Origin of the sequence: Zoogloea sp., from assembly GCF_023150065.1 — a bacterium.
GTDB lineage: Bacteria > Pseudomonadota > Gammaproteobacteria > Burkholderiales > Rhodocyclaceae > Zoogloea.
Map to the genome: position 1 here is coordinate 11,772 of NZ_JAKLLN010000023.1, position 16,753 is coordinate 28,524.

At 66.6% G+C, this 16,753-nt stretch carries 13 protein-coding genes; 7 read left to right on the top strand and 6 right to left on the bottom strand.

The features are described 5' to 3' along the window. Positions 1–135: 135 nt before the first annotated feature. Positions 136–2,868 (top strand): nitrate reductase, encoded by a 2,733-nt coding sequence (locus tag L6Q67_RS19670; protein ID WP_296573619.1) that lies wholly within the window; start codon positions 136–138, stop codon positions 2,866–2,868. Between the two features lie 49 nt (positions 2,869–2,917). On the opposite strand, the gene L6Q67_RS19675 is transcribed toward L6Q67_RS19670, so the two are convergent. Genes L6Q67_RS19675 through L6Q67_RS19685 form a run of 3 tightly spaced genes read right to left on the bottom strand, consistent with a single transcriptional unit; the run spans position 2,918 to position 4,884 of the window. Next, positions 2,918–3,805: a hydrolase 1, exosortase A system-associated gene (locus L6Q67_RS19675; RefSeq protein WP_296573621.1), complete on the bottom strand. Its 888-nt coding sequence runs from the start codon at positions 3,803–3,805 to the stop codon at positions 2,918–2,920. Further along, on the bottom strand, positions 3,802–4,635 hold the full coding sequence (locus L6Q67_RS19680) for a hydrolase 2, exosortase A system-associated (RefSeq protein WP_296573623.1): 834 nt from the start codon (positions 4,633–4,635) through the stop codon (positions 3,802–3,804). The genes L6Q67_RS19675 and L6Q67_RS19680 overlap by 4 nt, the downstream gene beginning before the upstream one ends. Continuing rightward, positions 4,636–4,884 carry an acyl carrier protein gene (locus L6Q67_RS19685; RefSeq protein ID WP_296573626.1) on the bottom strand — a complete coding sequence of 83 codons (249 nt, stop codon included), beginning with the start codon at positions 4,882–4,884 and terminating at the stop codon, positions 4,636–4,638. A gap of 265 nt (positions 4,885–5,149) precedes the next feature. On the opposite strand from L6Q67_RS19685, the gene L6Q67_RS19690 reads away from it, so the two are divergent. The 6 genes from L6Q67_RS19690 to L6Q67_RS19715 all read left to right on the top strand — a co-directional run bounded on the left by L6Q67_RS19690 (position 5,150) and on the right by L6Q67_RS19715 (position 13,614). Then, positions 5,150–5,845 (top strand): GNAT family N-acetyltransferase, encoded by a 696-nt coding sequence (locus L6Q67_RS19690; protein ID WP_296573630.1) that lies wholly within the window; start codon positions 5,150–5,152, stop codon positions 5,843–5,845. A 131-nt stretch (positions 5,846–5,976) separates the two neighbouring features. Then, complete coding sequence (locus L6Q67_RS19695; RefSeq protein WP_296573634.1) at positions 5,977–7,227, top strand: glycosyltransferase; 1,251 nt, start codon at positions 5,977–5,979, stop codon at positions 7,225–7,227. A gap of 125 nt (positions 7,228–7,352) precedes the next feature. Then, a complete protein-coding gene (locus tag L6Q67_RS19700) occupies positions 7,353–8,957 on the top strand; it encodes an acyl-CoA ligase (AMP-forming), exosortase A system-associated (protein ID WP_296573637.1) in 1,605 nt (534 codons plus the stop codon). Then, entirely contained in the window at positions 8,954–10,198 is a 1,245-nt protein-coding gene (locus tag L6Q67_RS19705; protein ID WP_296573641.1) for a pyridoxal-dependent decarboxylase, exosortase A system-associated, read from the top strand. Before L6Q67_RS19700 ends, L6Q67_RS19705 begins: the two co-directional genes overlap by 4 nt. Positions 10,199–10,296: 98 nt before the next feature. Then, on the top strand, positions 10,297–11,784 hold the full coding sequence (locus tag L6Q67_RS19710; protein WP_296573642.1) for an oligosaccharide flippase family protein: 1,488 nt from the start codon (positions 10,297–10,299) through the stop codon (positions 11,782–11,784). Between the two features lie 24 nt (positions 11,785–11,808). Continuing rightward, a complete protein-coding gene (locus L6Q67_RS19715; RefSeq protein ID WP_296573645.1) occupies positions 11,809–13,614 on the top strand; it encodes an asparagine synthase-related protein in 1,806 nt (601 codons plus the stop codon). A 59-nt stretch (positions 13,615–13,673) separates the two neighbouring features. On the opposite strand, the gene L6Q67_RS19720 is transcribed toward L6Q67_RS19715, so the two are convergent. From L6Q67_RS19720 to L6Q67_RS19730, 3 genes are read right to left on the bottom strand one after another with little or no spacing between them, the layout of a single operon-like run. After that, positions 13,674–15,410 (bottom strand): flotillin domain-containing protein, encoded by a 1,737-nt coding sequence (locus L6Q67_RS19720; protein ID WP_296573649.1) that lies wholly within the window; start codon positions 15,408–15,410, stop codon positions 13,674–13,676. A 50-nt stretch (positions 15,411–15,460) separates the two neighbouring features. Next, entirely contained in the window at positions 15,461–16,087 is a 627-nt protein-coding gene (locus L6Q67_RS19725; protein ID WP_296573651.1) for a YqiJ family protein, read from the bottom strand. Then, complete coding sequence (locus tag L6Q67_RS19730; protein ID WP_296573653.1) at positions 16,084–16,752, bottom strand: PspA/IM30 family protein; 669 nt, start codon at positions 16,750–16,752, stop codon at positions 16,084–16,086. Before L6Q67_RS19730 ends, L6Q67_RS19725 begins: the two co-directional genes overlap by 4 nt. Position 16,753 lies beyond the last annotated feature (1 nt).

Consider the following 16,753-nt stretch of genomic DNA (forward strand, 5'->3'; position numbering starts at 1 on the left):
CGCGCCCGCCAGGCATGCACCATCCCCGCACCGACACACCCCGCTTTGGTGCGGACAAAGCCCCAAAGGACGCCGGAACAGCCCTTCTGCTGCATGGCACAAGGCTTGCTAATTCCTGCCATCAGAGGAGTCGTGATGGCAGAAACCAAATCTACCTGTTGTTACTGTGGCGTCGGCTGCGGTGTTGTGATCGAACATGAAGCCGGGCGCATTGTCGGCGTAAAGGGCGACCCGGATCATCCGGCCAACTTCGGCCGCCTGTGCACCAAGGGCTCGACCCTGCACCTCTCCAGCGCCCCGGAAACCCTGATCGCCCGGGCGCTTTACCCCGAACTGCGCAGTGACCGTACCCAGCCCCGTGAGCGGGTGAGCTGGGACACGGCTCTGGATGCCGCCGCCGAGCGCTTCGCCGCCATCGTCGCCGAGCACGGCCCCGACGCCGTTGCCGTTTATGGCGCCGGCCAGCTGCTGACCGAGGACTACTACGTCTTCAACAAACTGGTGAAGGGCCTGATCGGCACCAACAACCTCGACACCAACTCCCGCCTCTGCATGTCCAGCGCCGTGGCCGGCTACAAGCTGAGCCTGGGCGCCGATGCCCCGCCCTGCAGCTACGAGGACATCGCCCACACCCGCGCCCTGTTCATCACCGGCAGCAACACCGCCTTCGCCCACCCCATCGCCTTCCGCCGCATCGAGGACGCCCGCAAGGCCAATCCGGACATGCAGCTGGTGGTCATCGACCCCCGCCGCACCGACACGGCCGAGGCCGCCGACCTGCACCTGCCCCTCTTGCCCGGCACCGACATCGCCCTCTACAACGCCATGCTCCACGTCATGCTGTGGGAAGGCTGGGTGGACCGGGATTACGTGGAGGCCCACACCGAAGGCTTCGATGCGCTGAAGAAGATCGTCCGCGAATACACGCCGAGCATGGCGGCGACGATCTGCGGTCTGGAGCGCAAGGCCATCGAGCAGGCGGCGCAGATCTTCGCCACCTCGCCGGCAACCCTGTCCATGTACTGCCAGGGGCTCAACCAGTACAGCTTCGGCACCCACAACAACTCGGCCCTGATCAACCTGCACCTGGCCACCGGCCAGATCGGCCGCCCCGGCGCCGGCCCCTTCTCCCTCACCGGCCAGCCCAATGCCATGGGCGGGCGCGAGGTAGGTGGCCTGGCCAACCTGCTCTCCGCCCACCGGGACATGGCCAACCCCCAGCACCGGGCCGAAGTCGCCGCCCTGTGGGGAGTGGAAAACGTCCCCGAGAAGCCGGGCAAGAGCGCCGTGGAGCTGTTCGAAGGGCTGAAGTCCGGCGAGGTCAAGGCGGTGTGGATCGCCTGCACCAACCCGGCCCAGTCGATGCCCGACCAGGCCCTGATCCACGAGGCCCTGCAGAAAGCCGAATTCGTCGTCGTACAGGAAGCCTTCGGCCACACCGAAACCTGTGCCCACGCCGATCTCCTGCTCCCCGCCAGCACCTGGGGCGAGAAGGAAGGCACCGTCACCAACTCGGAGCGCACCATCAGCCGCGTCCGAGCCGCCGTGTCCACGCCGGGTGAAGCCCGCCACGATTGGGCGATCGTGGTGGATTTCGCCCGGCGTCTGGGCATCCGCCTGGGCAAGGGAGACCTTGCCGCGCGGATGTTCCCGTACACCACGCCCGAGCAGATCTGGAACGAGCACCGGGAGTCCACCCGCGGACGCGACCTGGACATCACCGGTCTCAGCTACGCCCTGCTCGAAAACACCGGCCCCCAGCAGTGGCCCTTCCCCGAAGGCGCCAGCCAGGGCAAGGTCCGGCTCTATGAGGACGGCGTCTTCCCGACAGCCTCGGGCCGCGCCCGTTTTGTGGTCACCGAACACCGTATCACCGCCGAATCGCCGAGCGCCCGCTACCCGCTGCACCTCAACACCGGCCGCCTGCGTGACCAGTGGCACGGCATGAGCCGCACCGGCCTGGTCGCCCGCCTCTACAGCCACGAAGCCGAGCCCCTGCTGCACATGCACAAGGACGACATGGAGCGGCGCGGCCTGGTTGGCGGCGACCTGGTGCAGGTGAAGAGCAAGCGTGGTGCCGTGGTACTGAAGGTGATCGAATCGGCCACCCTGCGCCCGGGCCAGACCTTCCTGCCGATGCACTGGGGTGGCAACACCATGGGCGGCCAGGGGGTCAACGTGCTGCTTCCGCGCAACTTCGACCCCTTCTCCAAGCAGCCCGAGCTCAAGCACGCGGCGGTACAGGTGGCCAAATACACCGCCGGCAAGGCCCTGGTGGCCATGCGCCGCTCGGAACCCGATGCCGAAGGCCGCCTGCAGCCCAATCCCCTGGACGTAATGGACAAGCTGCGCCGCTGGCTGCCGCACTTTCCCTATGCCAGCCTGACCCTGTCGGGACGCACCTCACCCGTCGTGGTGCTGAAGGCCCGCGGCGAGGAACTCGCCCCGGCCCTGCTCGAAGCCCTGGACCGGGACCTGGCCCTGGACGACCCCACCCAGGTGCTGTCCTACCAGGACAGCCGCAAGGACGTGGCAAAACGGGCCCGGGTGACTGGCGACTCCTTGAGCGCCGTCCGCCTGGCCGGAGAAACCAAGGCCGCCGAATGGCTGGCCGACATGATGGTGCAAGGGCACTCGGCTGCCGCGGTGCGCCCCTGGCTGCTCGCCCCCCTGACCCAGCCTCCGGCGGGTCAGGCAGCGCGGGGCAAGGTGATCTGCAACTGCTTCGATGTGGCCGAGGACGACATCCTGGCGGCCTTCCGCAGCGGAGAATCCCTCGAAGCCCTGCAGACGCGCACCAAGTGCGGCACCAACTGTGGCTCGTGCCTGCCCGAGCTGAAGCGGCTCGGGCAAAGCGTCAAACACTGAGAAGGAAGGATACCGGGGGAAAGTGCCATCTTGCCCCCGGTGGAAGGACTCAGCGGGCCAGACCTCTGGCCTGCAGCCAGGCATGGGTCGCCTCGGCAACGGCCTGGGCCTCTCCGGGGCCGGAGAAGGTATGGTCGGCCTCGGCAAAGCGGGTGATGTCCAGATCGGCACCAGCCAACGCCTTGCGCCATTCGGCACTCGACTTGCAGGTATCGTCGAACTCCCGCGCCACGTAGTCGTGCCCGCTCAGGAAGATGGCCAGCGGGCCCTTGCGCCCCACCAGCCCCCGGGCCATGCGCTCGGGGAAAGGGCCGGCGGCGTCGCTGGCAATGGCTGCGCCGGCATCGGCCGGTGCCTTGCGGGCCGCACGCACAAAGGAAAACAGGCTGCCGAAGGATTTGAGAAAGCTCACCTGGCCACTGCCAAGCTTCTTCCAGAACGAGGGGTCGGTGATGCGCTGCAGGTAATAGTGCTTGAGGAAGACCTTGGCCTCGCCGGCCTGGGTGTGCACCCAAGGGTTCAGCAACACGGACGCCACCACCCGCAGATCCCGCTGCGCGGGGTACAGGCACACGGCGCTGGCACCGTCGCACAAGCCCCACAGCACCACCTGACGCAGCCCCGGACAGGCCTTCAGGAAAGCGCCGATGGCCGCCTCCACGTCCTCACTGACGGATTCAAAGTCCCGGGCCGGGCCGGTGGCATCGCCCATGCCACGGTAGTCGAAGCGCATGCAGGGCACCCCCTGCGCAGCCAGATGGCGCGCCAGCAGCACGAACTGGCGGTGGGAGCCGGCCCGGTACTGGGGCCCGCCGACAATGACCAGCACGCCGGTTTCGGCCACCGCCTCGGGCGCCGAGACGACCCCCACCAGGGATTCCCCGGCGCAATCGAACAGCACGGCACGATCCTGCCAGTTGCGCGGCGCGGCGGTCATGAAAAATCCTCCAGCACCTTCACGGATGCTTCAATCAGCCCCGGGCACAGCTCGATCTCCTGGGTTTGCCAGAACGCCGGGCCGGCCACCGCCTCGGCGCGAACCTGCACACCGGCCTTCGACCAGCGCTCCACCAGCACCCTCAGGGCGGGCGAGACTTCGCTTCGATCGGGGGGACCGACTTCGAAAGCAGCCACCGGCGCCCCATAGGCGGCCGGCAGGCTCAGCGTCGCCGCCTCCATGCCACTCGCCAGGGCGGCAGACAGGCTGTATCCGGCGATCTCCACCGTGTCGCCAGCCTGCAGACTGCCGCGGATGGCCTCCATGGAAGCCTTGGCGTCCGCATCGGCGAGCATCTCGCCGGCGGCCTTGAGGCGGAGGAACTGGGTAAGGTGCTGACGACCATTGGCCACAGGCTGCCACAGCAGAAAGGGCGCAACCACGCCGCTTGTGCGCAGCCAGTCGGACAGCACGAGGGCACCGCTGCGCAAGCTCCAAAAGGCTACGGGGCCGGAGAGATGCTCCGCAGCCCAGGCCCAGGCATCGTGCACATCCCCGCTCCAGGCCGCCCAACTGGCGTCACCGAAATCACCGTCGCTGTCACCGCAACCGGTGAGGTCCACCTGCAGGGTGTTCCAGCCACAGCCGGCAAAAGCCGCAGCAGCCAGGGCCACCATACGCCGGGACTTGTTCATCTCCTCGGCGAAGGCATGAACGAAGATGAGGGTACCTATGGGGGCTTCAGCGCGGGTCAGCAGGCAGAAGCGACCTCCTGCCGTCACCCCGCCCGGGAGGAAGAACGCCTCCCGCCGGGGCAGGACGCCCGCCACTCAGGCAAGCTTTCCGTTCACGAAATCGACGAGCGAACCGACCGTTGCGAAGGTGGATCCGTCAATCTCGTCGTCTTCCACGACGAAGCCGAAGCGCTCTTCCATCATGTTGATCAGACCGACGACCGCCATGGAGTCGAGATCAGGCAGGGCCCCCAGCAGCGGGGTATCCAGCTCGAACCGGGCAGCAGCGCCACCCAGACTCAGGACTTCGTCGAGAATCGACAACACTTCGTTCTTCGTATCCAAAAGCAGACTCCAGTCGGGAAAATCCAAGTATGCAGACACAAGACCGCCCCGGGCAACGCCGGAAACGGCAGGCTTGATATCATCACATTATATGCGACACGCTCCTCCGGCGGACCGTGAAGTACGTTGCAGAGCCGCGGCACCGGGAACAATCAGGTCAAATTATCCTTGTTTTGCATTTTTCCACAGTACCCGGACAGGCTTAGCGGTTACCTTTCGCGCCTGCCGGCTCCCGGCACCCTCGCGCCCCTGGCCCTGTCCGACAATGCCCTTTGAACGCCTCCGCAACACCTTCAAACAACTGGGCGCCCTCGATGGCAGCCTGTATTACCTGCACCAGTTGCTGGAACGGGGAAGCCGCCGGCATGCCCGGCTGATGCGCTACTACCTGGTGGCCCAGCCGGTCAGCGGAGAAGCGGCCTGCCGCCCGTCGGCCAAGAACCCCGTCGTCGAGCTGATGCCCGACGATCCGCTGATCCCCTCCTTTCCCCGCCCTCCCGAGGTCATCGCCCGGCGCATGGCGGAGCGCTCCCAGTGCTTCGTGGCGCGCTCCGGCGACGAATTCACCGGTTTTCTGTGGCTCGCCTACGGCGCCTATGACGAAGACGAGGTGCGCTGCCGCTATGAACTGGCGGACACCACCTCCAGCGTCTGGGACTATGACGTGCACGTGGAGCCGAAACACCGCATCGGGCGCACGTTTGCACGGCTCTGGGATGCCGCCAACAGCCACCTGGACGCACGCGGCATCCGCTGGAGCATGTCGCGCATTTCGGCCTACAACCCGACATCCCTCGCCGCCCACGGCAGGCTCGGCATCCACAAGCTGTGCAGCGCCACCTTCCTGTGCATCGGCCCGCTGCAGATCAGCTTCATCGGCACATCTCCCTGGATCCACATCAGCTTTTCGGCGGCCTCCCGCCCCACCGTCAGGCTCGCGCCGCCACGCCACGGACAATGACCGACGGAAGCACTATTTGGCAAAATTTATGAAGGGTGTCGGTTACACTCCGCGCCTCAATTCAAAGTAAATTTTCCGGCATCCGTCGAACCCAGGCCTGGCCGGGCCGGCGACCCGGATGCAGAGTGTTCATGACCGACAAGCGTGTGCTGATGATTGCCTACCACTACCCGCCCGTGCGGACGAGCAGTGGTATCCAGCGAACCCTGAAGTTCTCGGAATACCTGCGGGATCACGCCTGGGAACCGATGATCCTCACCGTCTCCCCGCGGGCCTACGAGGCGGTCAGCAACGATCAGATGGGCGAGATTCCCACCGGCATGGTGGTCGAGCGGGCTTTCGGCCTGGACACCGCGCGGCACCTGTCCCTCAAGGGCCGCTATCTGCGCTGGATGGCCCAGCCCGACCGCTGGGTCAGCTGGTGGCCGATGGGCGTGATCCGCGGCATGCAGCTGATCCGCCGCTACCGGCCCAAGGCCATCTTTGCCACCTTCCCCATCGCCACCGCGCCGATGATCGGCCTGACCCTGCACAAGCTGTCGGGCCTGCCCCTGGTCCTCGACTTCCGGGACGGCATGACCGAACCCGGCTACCCGGTGAATCCGAGCACCTGGAAGATCCACCGACGCCTCGAATCCCGGCTCATCGCCGCCTGCAGCCGTGCCATCTTCACCACCCGGGCCACCCGGGACATGTACGCCGAGCGCTACCCCGACAAACCGGCCAGCTGCTGGGCGGTGATCGAGAACGGCTTCGACGAGGACAACTTCCGCGACGCCGAGCAAGGCCTCGACACCCGTCGCCTGGGCCCGGAAGGCCAGATGGTGCTGGTGCACAGCGGCGTGCTCTACCCCGCCGAGCGCGACCCGCGGGCCTTCTTTGCCGCGCTCCAGGCCATGAAGACGGCCGGCGAGATCTCCGCGGCAAGCCTGCGCATCATCCTGCGGGCCACCGGCACCGACGATTACTACAGCAAGCTGCTGACCGAATACGGCATCGACGACATCGTGGTGATCGAGCCCGTGGTGGCCTATCGCACCGCCCTCCAGGAGATGATGCGTGCCGACGGCCTGCTGCTGTTCCAGGCCGCCGCCTGCAACAAGCAGATCCCGGCCAAGCTCTACGAATACGCCCGCGCCGGCAAGCCCATCATTGCCCTGACCGACTTTGCCGGCAACACCGCCGGCACCCTCAACACCCTGCAGGCCCCGTGGATCGCCGACATCACCGACGCCGGCAAGATCCGCGAGATGCTCGGCACGATCATCGCCCGCTGGCGGGATGGCACCCTGCAAGGGGTCGAACGCCAGCTTGCCGACACCTGCTCGCGCCGCTCGCGCACCGCCGAACTGGCCAGACTGCTCGACAGCCTGCCCGCCTGAGGCACTGAATCACCCCGGCTGTGATCCATCACGCGTATTCGGTCATGAAGCTCAGATAGACTGGCGGCCGCAGTCAAACGGTGGCTTTGCCCGCTCAACCGGTTCGAAGAATTCACTCCACACCCATGCACACGACGACTCTCCTCCACGAACTGATCTCCGCCTCGGCGGAGCGTGCCCCCGCCTCTGCCGCCCTGACGGCCGGCGCCATCACCCTCAGCTACCAGGAACTCGACACCCAGGTGGCCGGCTTTTCCGCCGGGCTGATGGCCCTGGGCCTCGACCGGGGCGAGCGGGTCGGCATCTTCCTGGACAAACGCATCGAGATGGTGGTCGCGAGCTTCGGCACCGCCCGGGCCGGTGGCGCCTTCGTTCCGGTCAACCCCATCCTCAAGGGCGAACAGATCGGCCACATCCTGCGTGACTGCAACGCCCGCGTGCTGGTGACCTCCCCCGAGCGCCTGCCCCTGCTGGCCGACACCCTCAATCACTGCCACGACCTGCGCCAGGTGATCCTCACCGGCCCCCTGACCAAGCCCGTCGAGCTGCAGTCGGCGAGCCTGCACCAGTGGTCCGACGTGCTGGCAAGCCCTCCCTGTGCCGGCCACAGGGTCGTCGACAGCGACATCCTGTCCATCCTGTACACCTCCGGCAGCACCGGGCGCCCCAAGGGCGTGGTGCTGTCCCACCGCAACATGGTGGCCGGCGCCAAGAGCGTCGCCAGCTACCTGGGCAACACCTCCGACGATACCCTGCTGGCGGCCCTGCCCCTGTCCTTCGATGCGGGCTTCTCCCAGCTCACCACCGCCTTCCATGCGGGCGCCCGGGTCGTGCTGCTCAACTACCTGCTGCCCCAGGACGTGCTCAAGGCCATGGTCAAGGAGAAGGTCACCGGCCTCACCGCCGTGCCGCCGCTCTACATCCAGCTGGCCCAGCTCAAGTGGCCCGAAACGGTCACTGATCATCTGCGCTACTTCGCCAACACCGGCGGCCGCATGCCCCTGGAAACCCTCAAGGCCCTGCGCGCCCACCTGCCGCGCACCCAGCCCTTCCTGATGTACGGCCTCACCGAGGCCTTCCGCGCCACCTACCTGCCCCCCGACCAGGTGGACACCCGCCCCGACTCCATCGGCAAGGCCATCCCCAACGCCGAGGTGCTGGTGCTGCGCGAGGACGGCAGCGAGTGCGCACCCAACGAACCGGGCGAACTCGTGCAACGTGGCGCCCACGTGGCCATGGGCTACTGGAACGACCCCGAGAAGACCGCCGAGCGCTTCAAGCCCCTGCCCGCCACCGCGCCGGGCCGCCAGAGCGGCTTCGTGCTCCCCGAAATCGCCGTGTTCTCCGGCGACACCGTGCGCCGTGACGAGGAAGGCTACCTGTACTTCATCGGTCGCCGCGACGAGATGATGAAGACCTCCGGCTACCGGGTCAGCCCCACCGAGGTCGAGGAGATCCTCTACAGCACCCAGATGGTGGGCGAATGCGTCGCCTTCGGCGTGCCCCACCCGGCCCTCGGCCACTCCATCTGCGTGATCGCCACCGGCAAGGACGGCGCCGCCCTCGACAGTGCGGCCCTGCTGGCCGAATGCAAGCAGCGCATGCCCGCCTACATGGTGCCTTCGGTGATCGAGGCGCGGGACGGCCCCCTGCCCCGCAACCCCAACGGCAAGATCGACCGCAAGACCCTTTCCACCGAATTCGAGAACACGCACAAGGTGCAGCAATGAGCGATACCCCCCGCGAAAAGCCGGTCCATGCCTCCACCGACCAGTTTCCCGTCCAGGGCAACGAAATGCGGGTGGGCGGCATCCCCCTGACCCGCCTTGCCGCCCGGGTTGGCCAGACCCCGTTCTACGCCTACGACCGCGCCCTGCTGACCCGCCGCGCCACCGAGCTGCGCGCCGCCCTGCCGGCCGGCATCAAGCTGCACTACGCCATGAAGGCCAACCCCATGCCCGCCGTGGTCACCCACATGGCCGGCCTGGTGGATGGCATCGACGTGGCCTCCGGCCTTGAGCTCAATGTGGCCCTGGACAGCGGCGCCGACCCCCGCGAGATCAGTTTCGCCGGCCCCGGCAAGAGCGACGAGGAGCTGAAGAAGGCGGTTGCCGCCGGCATCCTCATCAACATCGAATCCTTCCGCGAAGTCGGCGTGCTCGCCTCCATCCAGCAGGAAACCGGCTGGACGGCCCGCGTGGCTGTGCGTGTCAATCCCGACTTCGAACTCAAGAGCTCGGGCATGAAAATGGGCGGCGGCCCCAAGCAGTTCGGCGTGGATGCCGAGCAGGTGCCGGAACTGCTGGCCGAGATCGGCAAGGCCGGCCTGGGCTTCGAAGGCTTCCACCTTTTTGCCGGCTCCCAGAACCTGCGCCCCGAGTCCATCGTCGAGGCCCAGCGCAAGTGCTTCGAGCTGGCCCTGCGCCTGGCCGAATCGGCCCCCGGCCCGGTCAAGTTCCTCAACCTGGGCGGCGGTTTCGGTATCCCCTACTTCCCGGGTGAGCAGCGCCTCGATCTCAGCACCATCAGTGCCAACCTGGCCGCCATCCAGGAGGACGCCCGCCAGAAGATGCCCCAGGCCGAGATCGTCATCGAGCTGGGCCGCTACTTCGTGGGCGAGGCCGGCATCTATGTGTGCCAGGTGGTGGACCGCAAGGTCTCCCGCGGCCACACCTATCTGGTCACCAACGGCGGCCTGCACCATCACCTGTCGGCCTCCGGCAACTTTGGCCAGGTGATCCGCAAGAACTACCCGGTGGCCATCGGCAACCGCATGGGCGCCCCGGCCGGCGAGGCCGTGTCGGTGGTCGGCCCCCTGTGCACGCCCCTCGACATCCTGGGCGACCGCATGAACCTCCCCGATGCCCAACCCGGCGACCTGGTGGTGGTGTTCCAGTCCGGCGCCTACGGCGCAACGGCCAGCCCCCGCGGCTTCCTGAGCCACCCGGATCTGGTCGAAGTCCTGGTCTGAGCGACCGGGGCTGACGCCGCGGCATCGCCAGGCCCCTGGCCGGATGCCCCAGCCCAGCCCCATCAACGCCCATTCCGCCCTCTTACCGACCCGAGTTCATGTCCCCTCCCCAGAGAAGCCTCTTTGCCAACGCCCTGATCGTGGTGGCCATGCGCTGGACCGATCGCCTGATCGGTCTGGTCAGCACCCTGATCCTGGCGCGCATCCTCACCCCCGAGGATTTCGGCATCATCGCCATGGCTTCGGTACTGGTCGGCCTGGTGGACGTGCTGCTGGACCTGGGCGTCAACATGGCGCTGATCCAGAACGCCAACGCCGACGACGAGGATTACCACACCGCCTGGACCATCCGCCTGATCCAGTCGGCGGCGGTAGGCGCCATCATCTTTGCCCTCGCCCCCCTGGCGGCCGACTACTACCGCGACCCCCGGGTTGCCGATGTGACCCGCCTGATGGCCGTGGGCATGGTGTTGGGCGGCTTCGAGAACATCGGCGTGGTGTGCTTCCAGAAGAGCATGGCCTTCGGGCAGGATTTCCGCTTCTTCTTCATCCGGCGCCTGGCGGGCTTTGTGGTCACCATCGCCCTCGCCGTCACCCTCGAGTCCTACTGGGCCATGCCCCTTGGCGCCCTGGCCGGACGCTTCACCGGGGTGGTGCTGAGCTACACCATGCACCCCTTCCGGCCGCGCTTCTCCCTGTCCCGCGTCCGGCACCTGTGGTCCTTCTCCCAATGGGCCCTGATCCGCAGCATCGGTGTGTATTTCGACACCCAGTTCGACCGCTTCCTGGTTGGCCGTATCTCCGGTGCCTCCACCATGGGTGCCTACACCCTGGCCACCGAGATCGCCCAGATGCCGTCCACCGAGCTGCTCCAGCCCCTGGGCCGGGTGCTCTTTCCGGCCTTTGTCGCCACCAAGCACGACCCGGCGCGGCTGCGCGAAGCCTACCTGGTGGCCCTGGCCGTCCAGGCCCTGCTGGCGATTCCGGCGGGGGTCGGCCTGGCCTGCGTGGCCGACCGGGCCGTGATGATCATGCTCGGTGCCCAGTGGGAAAGCGCCATTCCCTTCGTCCAGACCCTGGCCCTGGTCTTCGCCCTGGCTGCCTTGTCCCATGCGGCGGGCTACCTGCTCATCACCATCGGCAAGATCCGCACCCTCAGCCTCTTCGTGTGGGTCCAGAACATCGTCTTCCTGTCGATTGCGGGTGTGATGTTCTCTTCGCTCAGCGCCCTCGACATCGCCCACCTCCGCCTGGGCGTGGCCGCCTTCGGTCTGGTCCTCTTTCTGGGCGTGATCCTGCTCGAAGTGCGGGAGCTGCGCGCCACCGACCTCCTGCGCGCCATCTGGCGCCCGGCCACGGCCGCCGGCCTGATGGCCCTGAGCGACATGCTCGTCAGTTTCCCCGACAGCCTGCCCCTGCTGCTTGCCTTCCTGTTGGAGGTGGCCCTGGGTGCCCTGTCCTATTCGGTCGCCCTGCTCGGGCTGTGGGCCCTGAGTGGCCGCCCCCAGGGCGCCGAAGCCTACATCCTCGCCAAGCTGAAGCTGTCCCGCTTTCTGCCGGCCGCCCAGCGCAGCGATGCGCAGTAATTCAATGAATGAACGGAGTCAGAGTTGGAAAGCAAAACCTTGATCCACGCCCGCCTGACGGCACCCCGCAGCGGCATTGCCCCCGATCTGGCCATCCAGCCCTCTTCCGAAGGCTGGACCTGCACCTGGGCCGGCGGGCGGATGAATGTACGCAAGCCTGCCACCCTGGCCGAGCGTAACGGCGTCCTGTGCGTCAGCCGGGGCGCGCCGCGCTTCAGCGAAGCCGGCAGCAGCAGCGCCGCCGAGCTCTGGCTGAGCCGTTTCGAACAACGGGGCGCCAAGGCCGTCGACGGCGTCAAGGGCCGCTACGCAGTGGCCTTCATCGACACCCGTAGCAACACTGTCTCCCTCTTCAACGACCGCTTTGACACCGAACCCTGGTGCTACGGCCTTGAAAACGGCGAGCTGGCCCTGGCTGACCGGGCCGACGGCGTGCCCCTCGAAAAGCGCAGCATCAGCGCCCAGACGATCTTCGACTACCTGTACTTCCACGTCATCCCGTCGCCGCTGACCATCTTCAACGAGGTGCACCGCCTGCCCCCCGCCAGCCAGCTGCAGTGGAACGGTGGCAAGGCCAACATCAGCAAGCACTGGATCCCCGAGTTCGGCGAAACCCCGGGCATCAGCCTCTCCGAGGCCAAAGGCCGCTTCCTCGACATCGTCCGCGAATCCGTACGCCAGGAATACGCCGGCCCCGACACCGGCTCCTTCCTCTCCGGCGGCACCGACAGCTCCACCGTGTCCGGCATGCTCTGCCAGGTGGGCGGAGCCCCGGCCCGCACCTACTCCATGGGCTTTGACGCCACCGGCTACGACGAGATGGAGTACGCCCGGATCGCCGCCAAGCATTTCAAGACCGACCACCACGAGTACTACGTCACCCCGGAAGACCTGCTCGAAGGCATCCCCCTGGTAGCCCACAGCTACGACCAGCCCTTCGGCAACTCGTCCGCCGTGCCGGCCTGGATCTGCGCCAGCCGCGCCCGCGCCGACGGCATCACCAAGCTGCTGGCCGGTGACGGTGGCGACGAACTCTTCGGCGGCAACTCCCGCTACGCCAAGCAGAAGGTCTTCGGCTGGTACGACACCATCCCCTCCCTGCTGCGCAGCACCGTGGTCGAGCCCATCTCCGGCCTCCCCGGCCTGGGCAGCATCCCGCTGGTCAAGAAAGGCGTGAGCTATGTCGAACAGGCCCGCGTGCCCATGCCCGACCGCATGGAGATGTACAACCTGCTGCATCGCCTGGGCATCGACACCGTTTTCGAGTCCGGCTTCTGCCGCCAGGTCGACCTGGACTCCCCGGGCAAGCTGCAGCGCGCCACCTGGGGCGAGGTGAAGAACGCCAGCCTGGTCAATCGCATGCTCGCCTTCGACTGGAAATACACCCTGGCCGACAACGACCTGCCCAAGGTCATCGGCACCACCCGCCTGGCCGGTGTGGATGTGGGCTTCCCCTTCCTGTCCGACGAACTGCTGGACTTCTCGCTCACCCTGCCCACCGAGTGGAAGCTCAAGGGCCTCAAGCTGCGCTGGCTGTTCAAGGAAGCGCTGCGCGGCTTCCTGCCCGACGAGATCATCACCAAGAAGAAGCACGGCTTCGGCCTGCCCTTCGGCATCTGGGCAGTCAAGCACCCGGGCCTCAGCAAGCTGGCCACCGAAAACCTCGAAGCCTTCGCCGCCCGCGGCGTGATCCGCCCGGGCTTCATCCGCGAGCTGCACGAAAAGTGGCTGCCCGAAAGCCCGGGCTACTACGGCGAGATGGTGTGGATCATCATGATGCTGGAGCAATGGCTGCAGGCCTATGCGCCGGACTGGAAGATGGAGAAGTAAGTACACAATCAAAAGCCCGCAAACGCGGGCTTTTGATTTATCGGGGGCTCAAGGCGGCATCAGGCGGCCACGGACTGCGTCCCAACATCACCCTCCTCCGGCTTCACCAGCATTCCGCCCAGGGCCTGGGCGATGCCGGTGATGCCTTCGTTCGACAGCCCGGCGTCCTTCATCACCGCATCCACAATCGGCTTGGCGAGCTGGTATTGCAGCGCCGAGTTCATCACCTGCTCCGGAAACGTGGCTCCGCCAGCCCCCGGGGCGCCAGACGCAGCGCCCTGCGCACCGGGCACGCCGCTCACCTGGAAGATACGGATCGAGTCGATCTTCTCCATTGGCCGCACCGCCTGCTCAAGAATGTTGGGCAACTGCTGAAGCAGCAGGGTACGCACCTGCAGATCCACCTGCGCCGCCGACAGGGTATTGAGCGCCTCGTTGATGGCACGCTTGCCCGCGGCCTCCGCCAGGGCCGCAGCCTGGCGGGCCGTGGCCTCGATGGTGATGGCGTCGGCCCGGTCGAGGGCGGCTTCCTTTTCGGCGGAAGCCGACACCTTGATGGCGATGGCGCTCTGTTCGGCTTCCTTCGACGCCTCGATCAGCTGGATGCTCTTTTCCCGCTCGGCCACGGCCACCTGGCGGGCGGTGTTGACCAGTTCCTCCGCCTTCACGGCCTCGGCCCGCGCCAGGTTGGCGGCGGCGTCCGCATCGGACTGCTCGCGGGATTTGGTGGCAATGGCGATCTGGGTGTCCTGCCGGGCAATCTCGACCTGCTTGCGCTGCTCGGCCCGCTGCATCTCGGTCTTGCGTTCGAGCTCGATCTCCCGGGTCTGGACGGCGAGGTTCTTGTCGATCTCCCGCGTCTGGATAGCCAGGTTCTTGTCGATCTCCGCAGCCTTGATCTCGCGCTCCGACTCGATGCGCTTCTGGCCGACCTGCAGCTCTGCGTTGATCTTGGCCGCCTCGGCCTCCCGGTTGCGCTCGGCCTGCTGGGTGGCAATCAAGGCCGCCTGTTCGGCGCGGCTGTTCTCGATCTCGCGCTTCTGCGACAGGGACGCAAACTCCTCATCCTTCTCGATGGTGAGCTTCAGGCGCGTGGCCTCCAGGTTCTTGGTACGGACCAGGACTTCCGTGTCCTGCTCCACATCGTTGCGCTGCTTGCGCCGCGCCTCGGTCTGCTCGGTGAGGCGGGTCAGGCCCTCGGCATCGAAGGCGTTGTTGGGGTTGAAGAACTGCTTGTCGGTCTGATCCAGGCTGGTCAGGGACACGGACTCCAGCTCAAGGCCGTTCTTCTCCAGGTCTTCCGCCACCGCGTTCTGGACCGCCTGCACAAAATCCCGGCGCTTGTCCTGCAGCTCCTGGATCGTCATGGTGGCCGCCGTGGCACGCAGCGAATCCACGAACTTGTCTTCCACCAGGGTTTTCAGCTCGTCTGGACTCATCGTGCGTGCGCCCAGTGTCTGCGCGGCAATGCTGATCGATTCCTCGGTCTGCTTGACCCGCACGAAGAAGGCGGCCGTCACGTCCACCCGCATGCGGTCCTTGGTGATGAGGCTCTCGCGCTCCCGGCGCAGCACTTCGAGCTTCAGGGTGTTCATGTTCACGAGCACGCGCTCATGGAACACCGGCAGCACGATGGCACCCCCGTCCATGATGACTTTCTGCCCACCCAGGCCGGTCCGCACAAAGGCGGTCTCCTTGGTCGAGCGTTTGTAGAGGCGCGCAAAGACGATGCCGACCGCCAGCAGCGCAATCAGCACGATGCCTGCCAGACCCAGCATTTCGATCAAGTTGGTCATTTGAAGCTCTTTCTCGGAGGTTTTAAAGCGTGCAGCGCCAGCGGCGCCGCCTAGATCAGGGTGGGATGAGGATTGGCAATGCAGCGATGGAAGGCGCCCACCTTGCTCACGATGAGCACCTGGGCCCCTTCGTCGAGCACGTCGTCGTCCAGATCCGGCTCCACCATCAGATAGTGGGAACGGCCGTGGGCATCCCTGACCCGGGCCTGGGCGGCAAACCCGCGCCGGGCCGTGCCGCCCACAATCACGCCGACACGCCCGATCAGGGTCTGCTCGCTGACACTGCTCGTTTCGTCCCGGGGAATGATATGGGCCACGAGCGCCCCCAGCCCGCGCACGGTTGCGAGGCCGGATGGCACCGCCAGCACGCCCGCAATCCAGGCCGGCAGGTAGCCACCGAACAGCCCCCGGGCCACCATCTGCAGTCCGTAACCAAATAGCGTGTAGCCCATCAGGAAAAGGAGCAGCAGGACCAGCGCAGGCACCTTGCCCAGGTGCAGCCAGCCGAGCACCCGATCCAGCCCGCTGTCTCCGTCGATCTCCGGGATGAGATCGTCCAGCAGATTGCTCGGGCTGAGGGAGATCAGCATGCCAATACCCTCGAGCAGACCGATGCCGATGATCAGGGCAAAGGCAACGCCGAAGGGCAGGGTTTGATCCGCAGCGAAGAGACTCACGCCCGGCCTGCCTTGAGCTGGGCGATACGCTCGGCGATCTTGTTGTCACGCACGAGCTCGTCGAGCTCGTGAAGCTGCGCGGCCTGCTGCAGAGTGCTGCTCCGGGTGGTGGCGCTCAGCCCGGTCTGGCGTTCGTAGAGGCGGTCAAAGGCGTCGCTGACCGCGCCAATGCGCTGCTCCGCGCCGGCACTCCCCGCCTTGGCGCTTGTTTGCAGTGTGGCCGCGCGGCTCTTGCGGAAATCCGACAGCGCGTCGGCCATTTCACGCTTCTTGGCCAGCAGCGCCGACAGAAAGCCCTGCAGCTCACGCTCCTGCAGGACAAATTCGGACAAGGTGTTCTCGAGCACGGGCAACTGGGCCTCGATGTCGAGCTGCCGCGCGACCCCCGCACGCACCAGCTCATCGCGGCCCTGTGCCATGGCCTGATCGATCTGCTCGGCCAGGCGGGCATGCTGGGCGTTCAGGCTGGCATGCTGCTGTTGGGACAGGTGGCGGTTGGCTGCGACGATCCCGAGCTCATGGCGCACGTCATCGATCACGCCATCGGCCTCGCGCAGGGTCTGCTCCATCACAACGTCCGGGGCCCGGTCCTCCAGGCGATCCAGCACGGCATGCACGCCACCGGCAATGACACGACCAACACGGGCTTTCAGGGAATCAGCCATT